We start from the raw sequence: 20649 nt of genomic DNA, 5'->3' as shown, positions 1-20649 counted from the left end.
AAGTGGTTTATTAATCCGCCATGAGGAGAGTGATCGAAGTGATCTATAATCTACTATAAGCAAAATTATCAAAGTGATCTATTAACCTATGAGGTACTTAATCTACATCCCCATCCTGTTTGTTCAACAAGCATCCGCACAGGCCATCGACCAGCTAGGCGTTAAAAAAGGCATTACCATGAATGGTAGTATCAATACCAGCACCAACGCTTACAAAGCTTTTGGTATGGCGCAACGCCGTGACCCATTCGCCTGGTACCTGAATGGCAATATCAATATGAACCTATTTGGTTATGCCATGCCTTTTTCATTCAGCTATAGCAACCAGGGCACCCAATATTCCCAACCTTTTAACCAATATCGTTTTGCCCCGTCCTACAAATGGGTAAAATTGTACCTCGGCACCACCAGTATGCAATTCTCCAATTACACATTGGCTGGCCACGTATTCAATGGAGCAGGAGTGGAGCTGACTCCCGGCAAATGGCGTATAGCTGCCATGTATGGTACATTGGAAAAAGCATTAAACAGAAAAGGATATGGAACGAAAATAGGCTATGAAAACAATGGGAATAGTTATAGTATAGCGTTGTTTACAGCAAAGGATGGTATCCCCAAAGATGCTACAGCCCATGATGATTCAGCTCATGATGCTACAGCCATAGATGCCATTACAAAAAATCAGACCGCCGCATTCGCCATAAAACAACATATCACCAAACGTATTTTTGCTGATGCAGAATATTCCATCTCCCAACTTAATAACCTGTATTATGATGCGATTCAGGCAGGCTTAGGATATACTGCTAATAGCTATTCCATTCAACTCCGCTATGAACGGGTGGCACCTGATTACACCACCTTAGGTGCTTACACTGTGGTGAACGACATGCGTAATGTTACCATCGCACCCACCTTACAGTTTTGGAAAGGGAAAATAACCCTGTCCGGCAACGCCGGTCTGCAAGTCAATAACCTCAACCATCAAAAAATGAGTGATACCCGCCGCTGGGTAGCCAATATCAACACCTCCATTACCCCCAATGATCATTGGACCATGTCCGCAAACTACTCCAACTTCAACACCTTCACCCGCGTACGCCCGCTAGCCGATCCTTACTTTACCAACCCATTAGATACACTTGGCTATTACCAGGTAAATACTACCTACAATAGCATGCTCATGTACAGAATAGGCAACAGTGCCATTACTATCAATACTTCATTTCAGCATGCCAGCGACAAAAACGATGCTAATGATAACCTGAGCAGTTTCTTTACAGGTAACCTGAGTTATACCTACCTCCTCAAAAAACACGACATGTCACTCACAACAGCTTTCAACTATTACTACAATACCTCCGCAGGATTCAATACCGAATTCTTCGGTCCCAATTTAAATATCAGCAAGCAATTCTTTAATAAAACATGTAAGGTCGCATTATTAACAACGTACAATAGCACCAAGGTGGCAAGTACACAATCCGATCTTTTTAATACCGGATTGACACTCGGTTACACGCCCAAAGGGAAGAAACATACTATAAGCAGCTCGTTACTTTATATGCAAAAAGACGCTGTAAGGGAATATACCGGCACTATGAATTATTCTTATTCATTTTAATGGTGTCGCTTACGGTTATTCATTTTAACCATGCCGCGGACTCTCATTTATTTTAACCGTGCCACCTCTTATTACGATTCAGTCTCCTTTTGTGATGTATTGGAGCCTGTTGTATAAGCTAACATAACTAGCAAGAGTAACACATGAATAATAAAATTCAGAATATAAGTAAAGAGGTATCCCCATAATGGAAATTTAGGAATTATCAAGCAAATAAATAATGTTATTAAAGTAGTCCCTATATAATATGGAAAAACTGAAAAATAATCTTTGAGACTCATTCTCTCATTCTTATCCTGCTTCATAAATACCAATGCGAAGCCGAATATAATAATAAAAGCATTTAAAAGAATGGCTGTTAGATAAAAGAGCCAAGGAATTAACCCCTGGTTATTTTTGAAAACAGATTCAGGAAATCCTATGATTGCAGGTGATTGCGTTATTACGTCATTTCTCATTTCAAGCAAAGATTTGTGAGTTGAACTATCTCCTTGCGTATCATTTATAATTGCATTCATCTCACGAATAATAGCAATCTTTTTATCAATCCGATAAAAAAAAGTGAAACTAAAGATGTCATTGACAAAAATAATACCTGCGATAAAAATAAATAATACGAACAGTTTATTAGAGGTTGTCTTTTTTTCAGGTATGAAGAATTCCCATATTTTACTAAAATCCATAATTAAAAGAATTTGATTAGAATATTTCTGTAGAATATTGTGTTATTTCATGACGTTGTTTTTGGAATTGGTAACGAAAATATAATATTTTTAATGAATTTAAAATCGTTAGAAATAAAAGACCACACCTTTCTTATAATGATGCCTACCAGTTTGGAACATCTACTGCTCAATTATTTGTCGAAGCTACTAATGAACCACCTAAAAGAGTTGTTATTCATAAGAGAACCTTATTTACAGAAGAGAAGAAAGAAGGTATATTAGATGGGTTGAAAAACTTTCCAGTAATAGACTTGATAGAAATTAATATAGAAGAAAGCCTTCGATTTATTAATTCTTTACAAGTGCATGAAAAATTTGAAATAGATAAGTATCCTGTAGCCAGAGGAACCTGCATCGAAGTTAATTCTTACACAGGATTACTTTTTACCCATGGCACTACTCCTTCTATTAAGCAACAAGGTGGTAGGGATTTTATGGGAGGGCGAGGAATACCGGCCCCACTTGTCATAAAAAAGCATTATGGTCCATCTTCACTTGAAACAATTGCAACTGAAATTTTAAGTTTATCTAAAATGAATTGGAATTCGGCTAGCTTATATTCAAAACTTCCTGCAACGATACAATCATCAAATGATATTGCGAGAATTGGTTCTATGCTATCTCGGTTTTCTGGGAAATCCTATGATTATCGTTTATTTATTTTATCAATAATCCGGTAAGTTTTCCACAGCGAAGCTGTGGAAAACTTACCGGATTATTGATAAAAGATAAGAGACCGTATCTTACTTCTGATACGGCCTCTTTATATTAGAGTACCTAATGGAGATAAGTAGTCCTTTATGCAATTCTGAAGAGGTTTATTTATTTTTGATTCATCCTGTTAGTTAAATATTTTCTCACTGGCATATCATACAATACCATTGCTAACCACCCAAACCCTATCAACACCACCAATCCAATCACAATGATCCACGTCAACTGCGTAGTACCCGGCTTATACTGGTTCAAATAATTCGCAAATGCAAACATCACCATATAATGGGTCATATACAAAGGGTAAGAGATCTTCCCTGAAAAGTTACAAATCGCCTGTGTTGCGATATGCTTACCCGCACCTGCCCCCAGCGCAATTAATAACGGAAAATACACCATCACCACCAACGCCTCTGCCAGCCAGTTAAAACTTGTATAAGGCATCATCAAAGCCGCCAGCAACATCACTGACAACCCTAAAAAACCTAATTTATTCCGAAGTATCAGTTTATACCTGAATACCAGCATCCCCGCCAAAAAGCTATACGCAATCCTCGCACCACCCTGCCAGAAAGTACCGCCACTCCATCCCCCCATCAGGTTACCGGCACTATGACTCACATACAATATTCCCACGGCAGCTATGACCAGCAAGCCTAACAACACCCGCCTATTCAATCTCCACAACACCACCCCATACACTATATTCGCTACATACTCCCAAAACAATGACCATGATGGGGCATTCAGATTGAACAGGTTAAACCACCGCTCTGCCACCACCGGATAAGGGATCATTAGTATAGATGTGACAAAAAGCAGCGCCAGCTTTCCAAACCCATAACCAGCGGGCGGAGCTACAAACGGATCCCAGAGAAAACCAATCAGTCCCAATATGGAACCCAATACCACCAGAGGATGTAAGCGTATGATCCTCGCCGTAAAAAACGCTTTCAATCCCATACGACCTATACGACTATCATACGCATACGCAATCACAAACCCACTCAGGCAAAAGAAAAAATCTACTGCCAGGAACCCATGCCCGATAAAGTTTTTGCTATAATCCGAAAAGACGATTTCCATAAAATGAAATGTGACCACGGCAATAGCCGCAACGCCTCTCAGGCCATCCAGGATTTCGTAATGCTGCTTTGATTGTAAGTCCCCTTTCATATCTACCCAAAATAAACATCCGTATTTAGAATTACAAATTGTAAATTTTTAAACTGTTTTTATTACCTTCCCCCGACTTTTATCTAATACCGTTATGAATGCAAATCCACTCCCATCCAAACCTCATTACCAGATTCTGGATGGATTAAGAGGCGTCGCTGCTTTGATTGTTGTCGCCTTTCACATTTTTGAAGCCCATGCTACTAGTCATCTTACTCAGATCATTAATCATGGATACCTGGCTGTTGACTTCTTCTTCCTGCTTTCGGGGTACGTGATCTCTTATGCTTACGATGACCGCTGGCACAAAATGTCTGTCGGCAACTTCTTCCGCCGCCGTCTCGAACGATTGCAGCCTATGGTGATCATGGGGATGATCATCGGTGCTATCTGCTTTTATTTTAGTGATTCCCCTGTAGTATTTCCCCTGATCCATACGGTGCCTGTATGGCAGGTATTGTTGACCATGCTCGTAGGTTTCACCCTGCTGCCTATACCCGTTTCTATGGACATCCGTGGCTGGCAGGAATTACATCCGCTGAATGGCCCAGGCTGGTCTTTATTTTACGAGTACATCGCAAATATTTTATACGGATTAGGTATCCGACGTTTTTCCAAAGGACTATTAACTGCATTGGTCGTTCTTTCTGGTGCTGTATTAATGTATTATACAGTTACCAGTCAGGCCGGCGATATTGTTGGTGGATGGTCTCTCACGCCAGAGCAGATCAAGATTGGATTTATCAGGATGATGTTCCCTTTCTTTGGCGGTTTATTACTGGCCAGGGTAACCAAACCGAAACGTATTAAAAATGCGTTCCTGTGGTCAAGTCTCCTGCTGGCAGTAGTACTGTTCATGCCAAGAATAGGTGGTGCTGAACGCTTGTGGGCCAATGGCCTGTACGAAGCACTGGCCATTATATTTGTATTTCCCCTGATAGTTTACCTCGGTGCAGGTGGTCAGACCCACAGCACCAAAGAATATAAAGTATGCAAATTCCTGGGGGACATCTCATACCCAATTTACATCACCCATTACCCATTTATTTACATTTACACCGCATGGGCCTACGACAACAGGCAGGTAGCTCCGTCACTAGCCATTGGCTATGCACTGCTCACTTTTGCTGTAGCCGTTTTTGTAGGTTATGCCAGCCTCAAACTGTATGATGAACCCGTACGGGCATGGCTGAAAAAGAAATCCATTACATAATGAAAAAAACAACACGGGCCGAGAAGGCCCAGGAGACCCTGCAGATCATTGACCAGGGCTATTATCGTGTGAAAGAAGAGGTTGTCAACATCAAAGCATCCATTGCTACTATGCTCGAAGATTGCAAATTGTACACCCCTGATGACTTCAACACCCTCATGCCGGAGGTAGCCGAAAAAGCTGCCGCAGCCAACGAAGTAACCACATTCGAAGTGATTAACACCACGGTACTCGATGCTGCTGCGGCTATGATACGTCAGAACAAGAAGATCGGTTGCCTCAATTTCGCCTCCGCCAAGAACCCCGGAGGCGGTTTTCTGGGAGGTGCCGTTGCGCAGGAAGAAAGTCTCGCCATGTCATCTGCATTGTACGCAACGCTCTCAAAACATTTTGAGATGTACGAGTATAACAGGGCCAGGCCTACGCTACTGTACTCGGATCATATGATCTGGAGTCCGGATGTAGCCGTGTTCCGCAACGATAACGGCGAACTGCTGCCGGATCCTTATCCTGTCTCGTTCATCAACAGTCCTGCTGTGAACGTTGGTGCAATATTGAATAATCGCCCCCACGAAAAAGCACAGACTGAAGATGTCATGCTCCGCAGAATGGACAGGGTACTGGGCGTATTTGCACATCATAATATCGAACATCTCTTATTAGGCGCCTGGGGATGTGGCGTGTTTAGAAATGATCCCAAAGATATCGCGCGTTATTTCGGTAGCTATTTATTAAACGGAGGAAAGTACAGTAAATGCTTTAAATCAGTCGTTTTTGCAGTTTTGGATAAGAGTGCTACGACGCCGAATATGAAAGCATTCCAGGAAATTTTTACCTGAAAACTGGGAGTGTTAAAATTATTTGAAAAACAGGTTGGAGAATCTCTATCTTTGCGCCCGCAAGCGGAAACCTAATTAACGCTCCTATACCTTTTTATGCTAAGTGCCAGATTCAAGAAGTCCTCTTGGAAAGCATTGAAAGTTATTTCTTTGTCTTTCGGAGGAGTATTACTATTGCTATTTATCCTGCCTTTGCTTTTTCCAAAGGCTGTTTCAAACAAAATTAAGACCTGGGCCAATAATAGCATAACCAGTGAGCTGAATTTCTCGAAGGCCAGATTATCCTTCTTTAACCACTTTCCATCTTTAACACTCACCCTCTATGATTTTAGTCTGAAAGGGTCTGCACCTTTTGAATCGGATACGCTCATCGTGGCTTCCGAAGTTTCATTAGGGGTAGACTTATCTACCGTATTTTCTAAAACCATAAAGATCAATGAGATCTACCTCACAAAAGGAAATGTACACGTGCAGGTAGATACTGATGGACGGCCTAACTACAATATTTATCAATCCACTGCGCCTGCGAAGGCAACGAAGGAAGATACCAGCGGTGCATCGCTGCACATAGATCGGATACAGCTGGAACATTGTCGTATTGTCTACAACGATCGTTCACTCGCATTGAATATCAAAGCGAACGATGTAAATTATGTAGGCAAGGGCAACCTGAAGTCCAACAAGTTTGATCTCTTTTCGCATATTGGTATCAATTCATTCGACCTGTCTTATGGAGGCGTACCATATATACAATCCAAAAAACTAAAGGGTGATCTGATCACAAGGATCAATACGAAGTCACTCGACCTGGTATTTGAAAAGAACGACCTGAAGATTAACCAGTTACCCGTTCAGTTCAAAGGCGAATTCAGTTTTCTCCGGAATGGTTATGAGATGGACTTCCAGTTAGGCTCCGGTGCATCTACACTGGAAGCGCTGTTCAGTGCCCTGCCTGCCAAGTACCTCTCCTGGATGGAACATACAGATATTGAGGGGGATGCCGAGCTTTCTGCCTCTCTGAAAGGGAAGTACCTTGCCAATGCGAACAGGATGCCTGATTTTACTTTTAAGATAAAAGTAAGAGAGGGGGAAATTTCCAGTTCAGGCGCTTCCAGCAAGATTGAGAAATTAAGACTGGATTTCATCACCCGCATGCCGCAGATGAATCCGGACCGTCTGAATATCAGCTTAGATTCCTTATCATTCCAACTGGGTAAAGGCCACCTGAATGCGGATATCGAGGTCACCGGTCTGAACAAACCGCTGGTAAAAGCAAAGATGGATGCCGACATTGATATGGAGCAATGGACCAAAGCCATTGGTTATGATAAATTTAAGCTGAAAGGACACCTGCTGGCAAAGTTCACAGCCGATGGCCGATATGTGCCGAATGTAAGTGTACCTGCCTTTGATTTCCATTCTACTTTCAGCGATGGTTCGTTGCACTTTGAAGATGTGAAGGAGCCTATCAAAAATATTGGATTTGAAGTAGAAGCCTATAGCAAGGATAACAATTATTCTAATGTCCATTTAAATGTAAACAAGATCAACGCAGAAGCACTGAGCAATTACATTAAAGGACATGTGCAAATAAACAATGCCCTCGCACCACAGATCGATGCGAACCTGACAGGCTTACTGCACATGGAGGAAATGAAGAAATTCTATCCCATCGATGGTATTGACCTGCAGGGTGATGTGAATGTAAACATTCTCAGTAAAGGGCCATGGGTACCAGCACAGCATTTGTTCCCCGTCACCACGGCTTCCCTGAAAATGAGTAATGGCGCGGTAAAGACAAAGTATTACCCGCATCCGATCGAAAAGATCAATGTAGATGCAATGTTGGTTGATACAACGGGCAACTTCCAGGCATTGAGATTTGATATCAAACCAGTGGCTTTTGAATTCGAAGGCCAAGCCTTTCATTTAAAAGCATCTGTAGACAATTTCAATGATCCGCATTATGATATCGTAGCAAATGGTGCAATCGACCTGGGTAAGATTTACAAGGTACTGGGCAAGGATGGATATGATGTAGATGGTATGATCAAAGCAGACCTGTCTCTGCATGGTACACAAAGCGATGCAATGTCGGGTCAGTTTGCAAAACTGAATAACAAAGGATCACTGACTGTAAAAGGAGTGACTGTCAAAGCAGATATCTTCCCATTACCTTTCCATATTAATGATGGTGTGTTCCGCTTTGCAGATGATAAAATGTGGTTCGATAAATTCGATGTGCACTATGGAAAATCAGACCTGCACCTGGATGGTTACCTCAATAACCTGATCGGATACATGACACAGAAGGATCAGCATTTACAAGGTGCCCTGGAACTAAAGAGCCATTATATACAGGTGGATGAACTGGCAGCTTATACCAGCAACAGTGACCCTGCGGATGCTGCTGCCGGTGTACCGGGTGTGGTGATCATTCCGGCTAATGTATCGCTCACCATTCATGCAGCTGCTGATAGAGTAAATTATAACAGTATCGACCTGCATCGTTTTCATGGACAGCTGGCTATAGACAATGGTACGCTGAATATGAGTAATACAGGTTTTAATATCATTGATGCACCAGTGGTGATGGATGCACAGTATACGAGTCTGAGTGCACAAAGAGCACAATTCGATTTTCATATCAGTGCAAAGGAGTTTGACATCAAACGTGCCTATAAAGAGATCAGGTTATTCCATGACATGGCTACCTCTGCATCTACAGCAAGTGGTATCGTGGGATTGGATTATCATATCAATGGCCGTCTGGACGAGAATATGAAGGTGTCTTACCCGTCGCTGAAAGGAGAGGGGGTATTGACATTGAAGCGGATCAAACTGAAAGGGTTTAAGTTATTAAATACGGTAAGTAGCAAAACGGGTAAGGAGGATATTAAAGATCCGAGTCTGTCAGAAGTAAACATCCGTACTTCCATAGCAAATAATATCATTACCATAGAAAGGACCAAACTTCGTATAGCAGGTATGCGTCCCCGCTTTGAGGGCCAGGTGAGCTTTGATGGCCGACTGAACCTGAAAGGCCGTGTAGGATTACCACCATTAGGTATCTGGGGAATTCCGTTTAGTGTGACGGGTACCCAGCATAATCCAAATGTAAAACTGGGTAGGAACAAGGATATGGACTTGCAGGAGGGGAAGGAAGAATAACTATTTTCGACACTATTTGTCAAAGTGTCGAAAATAGTTTTATCTTTGTATGGTATGCCAGAGGATATAATACAACAGCAGATTCTGCAGGCCGCTCAGCAGCTATTTCAAAAACATGGTTATCAGAAGGTAACCATGGATGATGTTGCGAAGGCGATCGGCAAGGGGAGAAGCTCCTTGTATTACTATTATAAGAACAAAGACGAAGTCTTTGATGCTGTAGTGGGTGCTGAGATCGATGAAATCGTAGCCGAGATCGCGCGTGTGGTAGATAAAGCGGATACAGTAGCCGACAAACTACGTGCCTTTGCTATTACCAAAACCAAGATCGGCCGCAAGAGAAGAATATTCTTCGATATGCTGGAAACCGGGATGAATGCTGATGAACTCTCACAATATACACAGCGAAAAAGGGTCATTCAAAAGAAGATCAGAGTAGACGAATTGACACTCCTTAATCGTGTGTTGGATGGGTACAATACAGCAGATAAAGCGGCTGTTATATTTGTATTTACAAGTAGTCTGCGCGGGTTAAAACGCGAGATGGATTTAGAAAATAGTTATGCGCGTATGGAACCAGCGATCGATGCACTGGTACGTATGACAATGCTGGCCATTCAGGGCTAGCTTTTTTTTTGTCTTTAATTCGACACTTTATCAAATAGTGTCGAAAGGTCAATAGAACATATATATGATACAAGCTGTAAAAAGCAACGCCTTCAGGGCATTTCGTAGCAGGAACTACGCCCTGTTCTTTTGTGGACAGTCCATTTCGCAGATCGGAACCTGGATGCAGAGAACAGCAGTGAGCTGGGTGGTATATTCCATTAGTCATTCCGCTTACATGCTGGGATTGGCCGTGTTTATGCAGCAGTTCCCTTCGTTTTTATTTTCATTGTTAGGGGGGATTGCTTCTGACAGGTATAGTCGTAGAAAGATCCTGCTGATCACGCAAACGGCCTCACTGGTTCAGTCTTTAATGTTGACGATCCTTACCCTGACCAACCATTACCAGATCTGGCAGATCTTATCCCTGAGTGTGGTGTTGGGTATTGTCAATGCATTTGACACGCCAGCCCGGCAACCTATGGTGCATGAATTGGTCAGGGATAAGGAAGATATCACGAATGCGCTGGCCCTGAATTCTGCTATGGTAAATTTAGCACGGTTAATAGGTCCGGCACTGTCAGGTATTGTATTGCAGGCGTATGGTGCACATACCTGTTTTGCATTGAATGCAGTGAGTTTTCTGGCGGTAATTGGGTCTTTATTATTAATGAAACTACCGCCATTTGTAACGCCATTACATAAAAAGAAGGCACTGACTGAATTATCAGAGGGTTTTGTATACCTGCGGGAAACGCCACGCATAGGGATCATCATTGTCTTAATTATGTGCATGGGATTTTTAGTACTGCCATATGATACATTGATGCCTGTCTTTGCAAAAGCTATCTTCCATGGCAATGCCCGCACCTTTGGATATATCGCCAGTGCAATAGGATTAGGTTCCATTACAGGCAGTTTATTTTTAGCTTCTTTGAAAAAGAGTGGCCATCTGATGCGTATTCTCCTTGTGAGTATTGTAATACTGGGGATTGGGTTAATTGGATTTTCCCGCTGTACCTCTTTTTACGCCGCCATTCCTTTTGCTGTAATTATTGGTGTGGCATCGCTGGTACCCATGACGGCCAGTATCACCATTATACAGGTAGAAGCAGCGGCACATATGCGTGGAAGAGTGATGAGTTATATCGCCATGGCATACTTTGGCATGCTGCCATTAGGTAGCTTATTAGCAGGTACTGCGTCACAAAAAATATCAGCACCGACGACCATGTTGATACAGGGTGGTATTGCCCTGGTCACAGCATTTATATTTTCAAACTATCTCAAAACAAAGCAATGAGTAACACCGCTTTATTAGTAATGGACATGCAGACAGCGATGCTGGGCATGATCCCCAATGGCGCTGCGGTAACAAGCAGCGTGGCCAGTGCTATAGCCAGTGCACGGAACAAAGGTATCCCGGTGATTTATGTAGTCGTAGGTTTCAGACCCGGCGCTCCCGAGATCAGTGAAAACAACATGGGTTTTATGGCAGCAAAGCAAATGGTGAGCCATGTAAAGCCGGAAGATTTTATGCAAATACATCCGGATCTGGCACCACAGGAAAATGAGGTGGTGACGGTAAAACGCCGTGTAAGTGCTTTCGCCGGCAGTGACCTTGAAGTTGTACTGAGAGCATCCCGGATCGACCATATCGTATTGACAGGTATTGCAACCAGTGGTGTCGTGCTGTCTACATTGAGAGAGGCGGCAGATAGAGATTTCCGAATTACTGTATTGTCTGACGGATGCGCTGACAGGGAAGAGGAGGTGCATGAGTTCCTGCTGACGAAGATCTTCCCGAAACAGGGAGAAGTGATCACAGTGGCAGCGTGGAAATAACGATTTTAGAGAGGCTACTTTTTTGAAGTGGCCTCTTTTTTTTATATTTACAGCATGCAGGTGCTGCCTTCCATATCGCTTCGCCCATTTATCCGGCATTATCTATTCATAGAGAATCCTGTCCGGACACCTATTCGTTTTTTCACTGATGGCAACCCGGGTATAGTATTCTGCGATGGCGAGATCATCCTGGAAGGCAATTATTTACCTCCTGCTTTTGCATACGGGCAGGTCACGCATTACAAAGATCTATATTACTCAGGATCGTTATTGATAGTGGTATTCCGGCCTTATGGGTTGCACGCCCTGACGGGTATTCCTGCTACAGCACTGAAAGACCAGTTTATTGATCTCTCATTGATTTTCAAAAAGCCGCCTGCCAGAGAAGATGTCAATGAATTCTTCAGCTCATTGCAGCCCCATACCTGCTCGCTAACACAGGCTACTATAGATTATATTGATCAGCAAAAGGGGCAGCTTTCCATTCCACAGTTACAGGTCTTTACGGGTTATCAGGAAAGGCAGCTGGAAAGACGGTTTAAAGAAAGTGTGGGAATTAGTCCTGCTAAGTATTGTAATATCGTAAGGACGCATACTTTTTTGAAGTCCCTTCATAAGAATAAAAGAATAACCCCACTGGTCTTTGAAAATGGGTACTGTGATCAGTCACATGCCATCAAGGATTTTAAAAAGCTCACAGGCTTAACGCCCCGCCATTACCTGCATAATAACTACCCTTTGGCGAGTAACTTCCTAAGTCGGAATTGTACAATTTAAGTTTTGGGTGAGACGGTACCTTAGTGGCATGAAAGTCACTACCGTACAATTTGAACATCGCAGTGGGGATAAGGGGTACAACCTTTCCGTCATAGAAAAATATGCAGCTACGGCCGGATCTGATCTCATTGTATTTCATGAGTGCTCCATCACCGGGTATACCTTTGCCCGTCATTTATCGCGGGAACAATTATGGGAACTGGCGGAGCCGATACCGAACGGGCCTTCTATCAATGCCTTAATTGAAATAGCCCGCAAATACAACATTGCCATTGCCGCAGGTTTATTTGAAAAAGAAGGAGATCATATTTACAAAGCCTACGTGTGTGTAGACAAAACCGGCCTGTTGGCTAAGTTTAGAAAACTACATCCTTTCATTAACCCTCACCTCACACCGGGGAATGAATACTGTGTATTCGACCTCCATGGCTGGAAGATCGGTATGCTGATTTGCTATGATAATAATATAATTGAAAATGTGCGGGCCACGAGATTGCTGGGTGCAGAAATCATCCTGATGCCACATGTTACCATGTGCACGCCTTCCACTCGTCCGGGAGCGGGCTTTGTAGACCCGGAATTGTGGGAGAACAGGTTAAGCGACCCAACGAGTCTCCGCATAGAATTCGACGGCTTAAAAGGCCGCAAATGGCTCATGAAATGGTTGCCAGCCCGGGCGTATGACAACGGGGTATATTGCATCTTTGCCAATGCGATTGGCATGGACGATGACCAGCTCAAAAATGGATGTTCCATGATTCTCGATCCTTTCGGCGATATCATTGCAGCATGTCGTGCACTTGATAATGATATGGCGACAGCACTGCTTACAAAAGAAAAACTGACACAGGCAGGAGGGCATCGTTATTTGCAGGCAAGAAGACCGGAATTGTACAGGGATATAATTGGTGGGGAACATGTTTCTTCCCAACAGGTCGTATGGCTGACCCCGGAAAAATAATTATCTTTCCTACATGGATAATGATATACTGGCAAACCGTATTCGCGAACGGCTTGAAGACCTCTCCAATTTAAAAGAAATCCGTATGATGGGAGGATTAACCTTCATGTATAATGATAAGATCCTGGTAGGGGTTTACAAGGGAGATATGATGGTGCGGATCGATCCGGCAAAGGAGCATGAAGCGCTGGAGCGAAATGGTTGCAGGCAAATGGAGTTCAATCGCCCTATGAAAGGATATGTGCTGGTAGATGAAACGGGGATGAGAACAAAGGCGGAGTTTGATTACTGGATTGAACTGGCGCTGGAACACAATCCTAATGCGAAATCGGCTAAGAAGAAGAAAAAATAGGAGGGTGTAAAAGTAAGATACACCCTCCTATTTTTTGAATGTGGAGCCCGGTTTCCATTTATGCGGTTCTCAGGAGTTTCATTTATTTTTGATATATCCTGTTAAGCAGGTTATTTTTCGTAATACTCAAATGCATCTATAATATCCAGGTACACCCCGTCAAATCCTGCATTCAGTATCTTTTTGGTATAAGAGCTATCATTTCCATAAATGATTTTTTGCCAGTCGCTATACCAGTACTTCACTTTGTAATTCCCCGGCCAGTCAGGATTTTCAGCATCTAACCAGCCTGGTTTTGTCTTTGTCCAGCTGGTCTGCCAGTAATACCTGTAATCTTCAGCTTCTCCAATAGACATATAAGAAATCACCAGTCTTGAACCACCATTCGCTTTCTTTTTCAGTTCTGCGAGTTCAGCAGCTGTAAATGCGCTGCCATCAAAATACAGATCAGTAATCAATAAGTCATAATTCGTTGCTTTTACTGCATTGATAAAAGCGGTTTTAGAATTATACCCACTTGCCGGATCAATCAGGTAGAGGAAGTTCTTTGCCTGACCAATGCTTGTCACAGCTGTGGTATTCTCTGCATAAATGGGAGATGGGAAAGCCGGAATATCTTCCAGTCCGCGGGAGTCAGCTGCAAAGGAAATATACCCCTGTGCGTTGTTCTTAGTATAAGAATCCGTCATTTTGGAATGCGTAGCGCAATAATCGGTAACGAGGATGGTATTCCCTGCATTTTTCGAAATTTTCAGCAGGGGGTTCAGGTAATTGATAGTAGAAGCAGGGGTGGCTACATCATCGTCATTATACCCATAGTACAGATCTTCCTGACCGTTAGCATCGATGGCATTGAGATAGGCGGTATCCGGAGTACCGGTACTTTCTCCGTTCTTAGTTACCAGTTCAATACCATTCTGTGGTACTACAATAAACCCGGCATGTGCTGCTTTGGCATACTTGCTGATGCCAATCACAAAGTCACGCATAGATTGTTTGTAATCGCTGGTGGCGGTGTCGACAGCGGCGCTGTCATTGTTGGATCCTGAAGTGGTATCAGTATCATTGTTCTTGCTACAGGCGCTTAAGGCAAATAGCGCAAATGGAATCAAAAGTATAGGTCTCATGAAAATATGGTTATAGATCAAAATTATATTAAATTTTTTTTACCCTTTAGCCACATACAAGTGGGTGAGTAGGTGTTTTAACAAATAATTAGTCGCCAGTCTGCGCATGATTTTTCATAGCAGTGGCTACTCCCGTATGTTTCATTGTTATTAAATGTGGTAAAACTGTTTAAATGATTCAGATGGGTCCAGTTAAATTATGTTGATTTCACGGTCCAGGTCCTGCATATCTATTCCTGTATGGTGTGTGTCTTTGTCATACAACAAATGTAGGCAAGACTTTTGTACCACAGGTAGTAAAAGAAAGCAATGATAGAGATCCTTCCATCCATGCCCAACAATATGGTCGGCTTTAAAGCCACCGGCGAAGTTACGCAGGACAATTTTCTCAACATCGTAGATCCGGTAGTGAGGGAGTTGGTCAGTCGTACCGGCGAACTCAATTATCTGATGATCATAGAAACCCCGTTAAAAAACTGGACCATGGGAGCCTGGTTACAAGATGCATTACTCGGCATCATGGAGATTTCAAAATGGAACAGGGTTGCGATCGTATCGGGTTCTGATTTCCTGAATAAATTTACCGACGTGTTCAGCATATTCGTACCTGGTACATTCAAGGGATTTGGGGCGGAGCAGTTTTCCGAAGCAGTGCATTGGGTATCAACAGGTAAGTAATTCTATGAGCATTTACAGGCAGATCTTTTTCCAGTGGTAGTAAATCCTCTTACTCGCTATAAATCAAACATTATCTGAAATTATTTTTTAAATATATACGACAAATATTTATATATTTGTCCCTTAGGTAAATGTAAAGCCCGTAATCCGTACGAAAATTATGGGTTGCATTTATCAAAAAACGCATTGTTCAGTAAAAATTCGCATTGTTCGTGAGGTCTAATTCGTCACCCGTATTTTCTTTGGGCCAAGGTATGTCTTGACCACTTCCATGGTACAATACTCACCTGAAATCTATGAAATCACTGGCTTCACGTCCGCGCACTTTTTCGCATACCTATGAAAGAAAATTTCATTAAAGTAGCGTTAAGCATTTGCATCTGCTTAATAGCGTTCCCGTTTCTGGCAAAGGCCCAGTTACCTTACAGTCCATGTAGTCCAAGCGGCGGTAAAAGAGCCGACGTATTAGGCATAGAAGCCAAATACAGAGCTCCCGGAGGCGCAGCCCCCACCTTTACCATTCCGACCGGGACTAAATCCATCGCGGTGTATGTTTCTTCCGAAACAGGTATCACCACCGGGGCCTCCGATTATGATCAGGGAGATGAGGACTTCATCACCATTAATGCAATCATTGATGTGGGCAATGCTACATCTTCCGGTTACGTAAACTATGCGAAGAATACCAATACCGATGGTTCTGGTACCAACGTATATGGATGGAAGAATGTGGCCCTGGGCGATACCATTAAGCAGTCCAGTAAAATCGGGGATGCGACGCCTTACCTGAACAATGTGAAGTTTTCCATCTCAGGATCTACGCTGACTATTACAGAAAATGCAACAGCTACTCACTCCTCTTATTATGTAGAATACCTGTCGCCTTATAACAACTCGCTTAGTCCGCTGGAACCACAGATCAGGGCTTTGCTGCACGGAACAACGACGACGAATACCGATTTGAGTATTCCCATTCCTTCCGGTGCTGAAATTGTTATGATTTCGGCCAAGGGTACAAACTCCAGTTATAGCGACCTGAATTCAACATCCGGTACGGAAGAAGGGTATGCTAATATGCGTTTTGGTATTGACCTTACAGCCGGTACATTGGATGGTTTTGTGACATTGGCAAATGGAGGTTCTGTAGACAGAAGATCTACCTATGTTATCAATAATAAGTCGGCTACTGCTACCGCCAGCATGTTATCATCCGGCGTCATTGCTGGTGATTATTCCAGTAAGAGAGTATTGGCAGGCGGTGTGGGTGTATATGATCCTACGATTTATGTATCCGGGGGGAACCTGATTATAAAGAGAGATGCGAACTATGCCAGAGACTTTGATGATGCGTATGTAATAGAATTTTACTCCCGTGTAGGATTGGGTATGAGTACAGAGTTTATTGATTCTGACATCTCAGCCATTCTGGATGGTAGTTATACCTGGGGTGCGAAGCGTACATTTACCATTCCTTCAGGGACTAACTTTATATATTTTAATGAAACTGGTAATGCTGTAAATACTGACAGGGAGAGCAATGAAAACTCACTGGCGGCCTACGGCTATATAGACCTGACAGCAGGGACAGTAACCGGTTACTTTTACCAGCAGGTGGGTCTAAGTGGTACAATCAGAAGGGATGACAACTATGCCTTTAAAGATGTGCCGCTGGATAGTACCAGTACACGTACTGCTTCGGGAACAGTTGGGTTCAAGAACTCCTCAGGTGGAGTATATGATATCAGTTTCTTTTTGTCTTCCGACAAGAGTAAACTGACCGTCATCAATAAAACAGGTCTGGCTAACCCGAGTTACCAGTTCCTGCTTTCGTGTGATTATTATGGTTCACGTCCGGATGTGGCGTTTAGTACTACAGGAATTACTTTCTCGAAAGGGAGTTCCTGTAATATTGTAAAGGCATCTGTGAACGTATGTAACCCAGGTGCTGGTAATAGCAATGGTGGCATGCCGGTGTCTTTTTACTCCGGTGATCCGACCACAGATCCTGCTGCGATATTAATATATACAGGTACATTCAGTGAGGATATACCACAGGGAGAGTGCCGTACCACTGATTTTAACCTGGACCTTAGCAGTTTCAGCAATGTGAATATTCCGCTGACGATGATCCTGAACGATAATGGTTCATATGTAAGTGGTGGAGTAGGGCATGCAGTAGGTACGCCTTTCACATTATCAAGTCTGGCGAATCAGAACAGTACTTACAAAGAATGTTATTACGACAATAACCTGATCACTGCTCAGATTGCGGTGAATAACTGTCCGGTGGTAAACCTGGATGCAGATAGCAGTTCTGGCGCCACCACAAAGAATTATATCAATTACTTTGCAGCGGGCAGCACGACTGGTGCCAATGTGACTGACAATGATGTAACGGTGACAGATCCGGATGGTGATAATATTTCCAGCGCGACAATCACATTGACGAATAACCTGGATGGTACATCAGAATACCTGATACTGAATGGTACACTGCCTTCAGGCATTACCATTAGCGGTGCAAATACAACAACGATTACTTTATCTGGTGTGGCATCTGCTGCAGCTTATGCAGAGGCGTTGAAGCTGATTCAGTACATGAATACAAAGGCTTCGCCGACGACTACGACCCGTACCATCACGATCGCATTGAATGATGGTAAAGAAACGGGGCCTTCGTCAACCACTAGTATATATATATTAACCTCTCCGAGAGTCAATGTAACAGGTAATGGTTCTTCCATTGCAGACAACAAGACGACGACTTCCGCAACCGATGGTACTTACTACGGCGTGTTGACGACAGCAGGTGGGTTGGTGAGTAATACCTTTATTGTACAGAACATAGGTACAGGTACGATCACACTGACGGGTACTCCTATTGTAGCAATCAGTGGAGATGCTGGTTTTAGTGTGACTTCACAGCCTACTGGTACATCGATCACAAGTGGTTCCGGTCTTGGTTTTACAGTGACCTTCGATCCGGCATCACATGCGATTGGTACTTACACAGCCGTAATTAGTATCACGAATGATGATAGTAATACGGATCGTGCAACATATACATTCACGGTATCGGCGGTAGTGAACAACCTACCGACTGTATCGGATAATAGTGTATCAGCGGCAGAAGATAATCCATTAACTTTTACAGCAGCGAACTTTACCAGTGTATATACTGATCCTGATGGAACGGCATTGTCAAAGATTAAGATAGTAAGTTTGCCACAGAATGGTAGCTTCAAGCTGAATGGAGTCATTATTACTGCAGGGCAGGAAATAGCAGCGGCAGATCTGGCTAAGATTGTATTTACGCCGACAGCGAATTGGAATGGTACGACATCCTTCCAGTGGAATGGTTCTGATGGTACATCTTATGCGACCACGGCAGCGACCATGACGATTAATATTACACCTGTCAATGATGCACCGACTATTTCCCTGCCTACGGGTCTGGCGGTGACAGAAGATACTCCTGCTTCATTGAAGGATGTGTCATTTGCAGATGTGGATGCGGGTACGGGTACAATAACAGTAACCTTTACTGTGCCGACGGGCTGGTTCAATACTGCTACAGTAGCGGGTGTGACGGTGACGGGAACTGGTGGAAGTATTACGTTGTCCGGTACATTGTCTGCTATCAATAGTTATATTTCAGGTGGTAACCTGACCTATTCTGCTTCACATACGCCTCCGGCTTCAGAGGTGATTACGGTGACGATTTCTGATAATGGGAATACCGGAAGTGGTGGTACAATGACGGCTACGGGTACGATTTCCCTGGGTATTACAGCTGTGAATGATGCGCCGACGGGGCCTGATACGAATGAAGAAACAAATCAGGATACTGAGCTGGATAGTAACGTAACGGCTACAGATCTGGATGGAGATGCGGTTACATTTACTTTATTGACTAATCCTTCTCATGGTACGGTGACAGTGAATAGTGATGGTACATATCAATATATACCGACTACAGGTTATATCGGTACAGATGTGTTTACAGTGACGGTGAGTGATGGTCATGGTGGTAGTTCCATCATTACAGTAAATATTACGGTGAAGAAGGTGAATCATAATCCTGTAGATGCCACTGTAAATAATACGATTAATGAAGATGTTACGTTGGACAGCAGTGTAAGTACGACAGATGCAGATGGCGATGTCCTGACATTTACCAAAGGCACAGATCCTGCGCATGGTACGGTGACGGTGAATACAGATGGTACTTATACATATGTTCCGACTGCTGATTATAATGGAACGGATGGTTTCACGGTACTGGTAAGTGATGGTAATGGTGGCACAGCAACGATTACGGTGAATATCACTATTAATCCGGTGAATGATAATCCATCTGGTCCGGATACGAATGAAGATACGAATGAGGATGTGGCATTGAATGGCTATGTAACTGCTACGGATGTGGATGGTGATGCGGTGATATATTCAAAAGGAGCTGATCCTGCACATGGTACGGTAGTGGTGAATAGTGATGGTACTTATACTTATACACCGGCTACTAATTATAATGGTCCGGATAGTTTCACAATTGCTTTAAGTGATGGTAATGGTGGGACAGGTACAATTACTGTAAATATTACGGTACATCCAGTAAATGATGCACCGGTAGGAGGCACGTTTACAGAAGAAACGAATGAAGATGTAGCGCTGACCAGCCAGGTAACAGGCACAGATGTAGATGGCGATGTACTGACTTATACCAAGGCTACTGATCCTGCACATGGTACGGTAGTGGTGAATAGTGATGGTACATATACTTACACTCCAGCTACTAATTATAATGGTGCGGATAGCTTCACAGTAACAGTAAGCGATGG

The 20649-nt window shown here is 43.1% G+C and carries 16 protein-coding genes; 13 read left to right on the top strand and 3 right to left on the bottom strand.

The features are described from left to right. Window positions 1–88: 88 nt before the first annotated feature. A complete protein-coding gene (locus BW716_RS17390; protein WP_083724256.1) occupies window positions 89–1624 on the top strand; it encodes a hypothetical protein in 1536 nt (511 codons plus the stop codon). A 71-nt stretch (window positions 1625–1695) separates the two neighbouring features. Here the strand turns inward: BW716_RS17390 and BW716_RS17385 are convergent, their stop codons facing one another. Further along, on the bottom strand, window positions 1696–2307 hold the full coding sequence (locus tag BW716_RS17385; protein ID WP_083724254.1) for a hypothetical protein: 612 nt from the start codon (window positions 2305–2307) through the stop codon (window positions 1696–1698). 269 nt (window positions 2308–2576) lie between these two features. On the opposite strand from BW716_RS17385, the gene BW716_RS17375 reads away from it, so the two are divergent. After that, window positions 2577–3029 carry a hypothetical protein gene (locus BW716_RS17375; protein ID WP_083724250.1) on the top strand — a complete coding sequence of 151 codons (453 nt, stop codon included), beginning with the start codon at window positions 2577–2579 and terminating at the stop codon, window positions 3027–3029. Between the two features lie 142 nt (window positions 3030–3171). Here BW716_RS17375 and BW716_RS17370 read toward each other — a convergent pair whose 3' ends face one another. Beyond that, window positions 3172–4239, bottom strand: a complete 1068-nt coding sequence (locus tag BW716_RS17370; RefSeq protein WP_083724248.1) for an acyltransferase — start codon at window positions 4237–4239, stop codon at window positions 3172–3174. A gap of 94 nt (window positions 4240–4333) precedes the next feature. Here BW716_RS17370 and BW716_RS17365 point away from each other — a divergent pair, with 94 nt between their 5' ends. The 9 genes from BW716_RS17365 (at window position 4334) to BW716_RS17325 (ending at window position 14003) form a co-directional block, all read left to right on the top strand. Then, window positions 4334–5452, top strand: a complete 1119-nt coding sequence (locus tag BW716_RS17365) for an acyltransferase (protein WP_083724246.1) — start codon at window positions 4334–4336, stop codon at window positions 5450–5452. After that, on the top strand, window positions 5452–6291 hold the full coding sequence (locus BW716_RS17360) for a TIGR02452 family protein (RefSeq protein ID WP_179091169.1): 840 nt from the start codon (window positions 5452–5454) through the stop codon (window positions 6289–6291). The genes BW716_RS17365 and BW716_RS17360 overlap by 1 nt, the downstream gene beginning before the upstream one ends. A 96-nt stretch (window positions 6292–6387) precedes the next feature. After that, window positions 6388–9462, top strand: a complete 3075-nt coding sequence (locus tag BW716_RS17355; protein WP_083724242.1) for an AsmA-like C-terminal region-containing protein — start codon at window positions 6388–6390, stop codon at window positions 9460–9462. A gap of 54 nt (window positions 9463–9516) precedes the next feature. Beyond that, window positions 9517–10089, top strand: coding sequence for a TetR/AcrR family transcriptional regulator (locus BW716_RS17350; protein ID WP_083724240.1), 573 nt, complete (start codon window positions 9517–9519; stop codon window positions 10087–10089). Window positions 10090–10153: 64 nt separating this feature from the next. Further along, a complete protein-coding gene (locus tag BW716_RS17345) occupies window positions 10154–11371 on the top strand; it encodes an MFS transporter (RefSeq protein WP_083724238.1) in 1218 nt (405 codons plus the stop codon). Further along, window positions 11368–11913, top strand: a complete 546-nt coding sequence (locus BW716_RS17340; protein ID WP_083724236.1) for a cysteine hydrolase family protein — start codon at window positions 11368–11370, stop codon at window positions 11911–11913. The genes BW716_RS17345 and BW716_RS17340 overlap by 4 nt, the downstream gene beginning before the upstream one ends. Window positions 11914–11967: 54 nt before the next feature. After that, window positions 11968–12690 carry a helix-turn-helix domain-containing protein gene (locus BW716_RS17335; RefSeq protein ID WP_083724234.1) on the top strand — a complete coding sequence of 241 codons (723 nt, stop codon included), beginning with the start codon at window positions 11968–11970 and terminating at the stop codon, window positions 12688–12690. Window positions 12691–12718: 28 nt separating this feature from the next. After that, entirely contained in the window at window positions 12719–13651 is a 933-nt protein-coding gene (locus tag BW716_RS17330; RefSeq protein ID WP_083724232.1) for a nitrilase family protein, read from the top strand. Between the two features lie 13 nt (window positions 13652–13664). Further along, window positions 13665–14003 carry a TfoX/Sxy family protein gene (locus BW716_RS17325; RefSeq protein ID WP_083724230.1) on the top strand — a complete coding sequence of 113 codons (339 nt, stop codon included), beginning with the start codon at window positions 13665–13667 and terminating at the stop codon, window positions 14001–14003. A 110-nt stretch (window positions 14004–14113) separates the two neighbouring features. On the opposite strand, the gene BW716_RS17320 is transcribed toward BW716_RS17325, so the two are convergent. Beyond that, a complete protein-coding gene (locus tag BW716_RS17320) occupies window positions 14114–15130 on the bottom strand; it encodes an endo alpha-1,4 polygalactosaminidase (RefSeq protein ID WP_083724228.1) in 1017 nt (338 codons plus the stop codon). A gap of 309 nt (window positions 15131–15439) precedes the next feature. On the opposite strand from BW716_RS17320, the gene BW716_RS17315 reads away from it, so the two are divergent. Together BW716_RS17315 and BW716_RS17310 are read left to right on the top strand one after the other, a co-directional pair. Then, window positions 15440–15808 (top strand): STAS/SEC14 domain-containing protein, encoded by a 369-nt coding sequence (locus BW716_RS17315; protein ID WP_083724226.1) that lies wholly within the window; start codon window positions 15440–15442, stop codon window positions 15806–15808. 339 nt (window positions 15809–16147) lie between these two features. Next, the coding region (locus tag BW716_RS17310; protein ID WP_143708889.1) for a tandem-95 repeat protein at window positions 16148–20649 on the top strand (4502 nt) is incomplete at its 3' end.

The organism is [Flexibacter] sp. ATCC 35208, assembly GCF_001975825.1.
Taxonomy (GTDB): domain Bacteria; phylum Bacteroidota; class Bacteroidia; order Chitinophagales; family Chitinophagaceae; genus Chitinophaga.
This window is presented reverse-complemented; position numbering and strand designations above follow the sequence as displayed.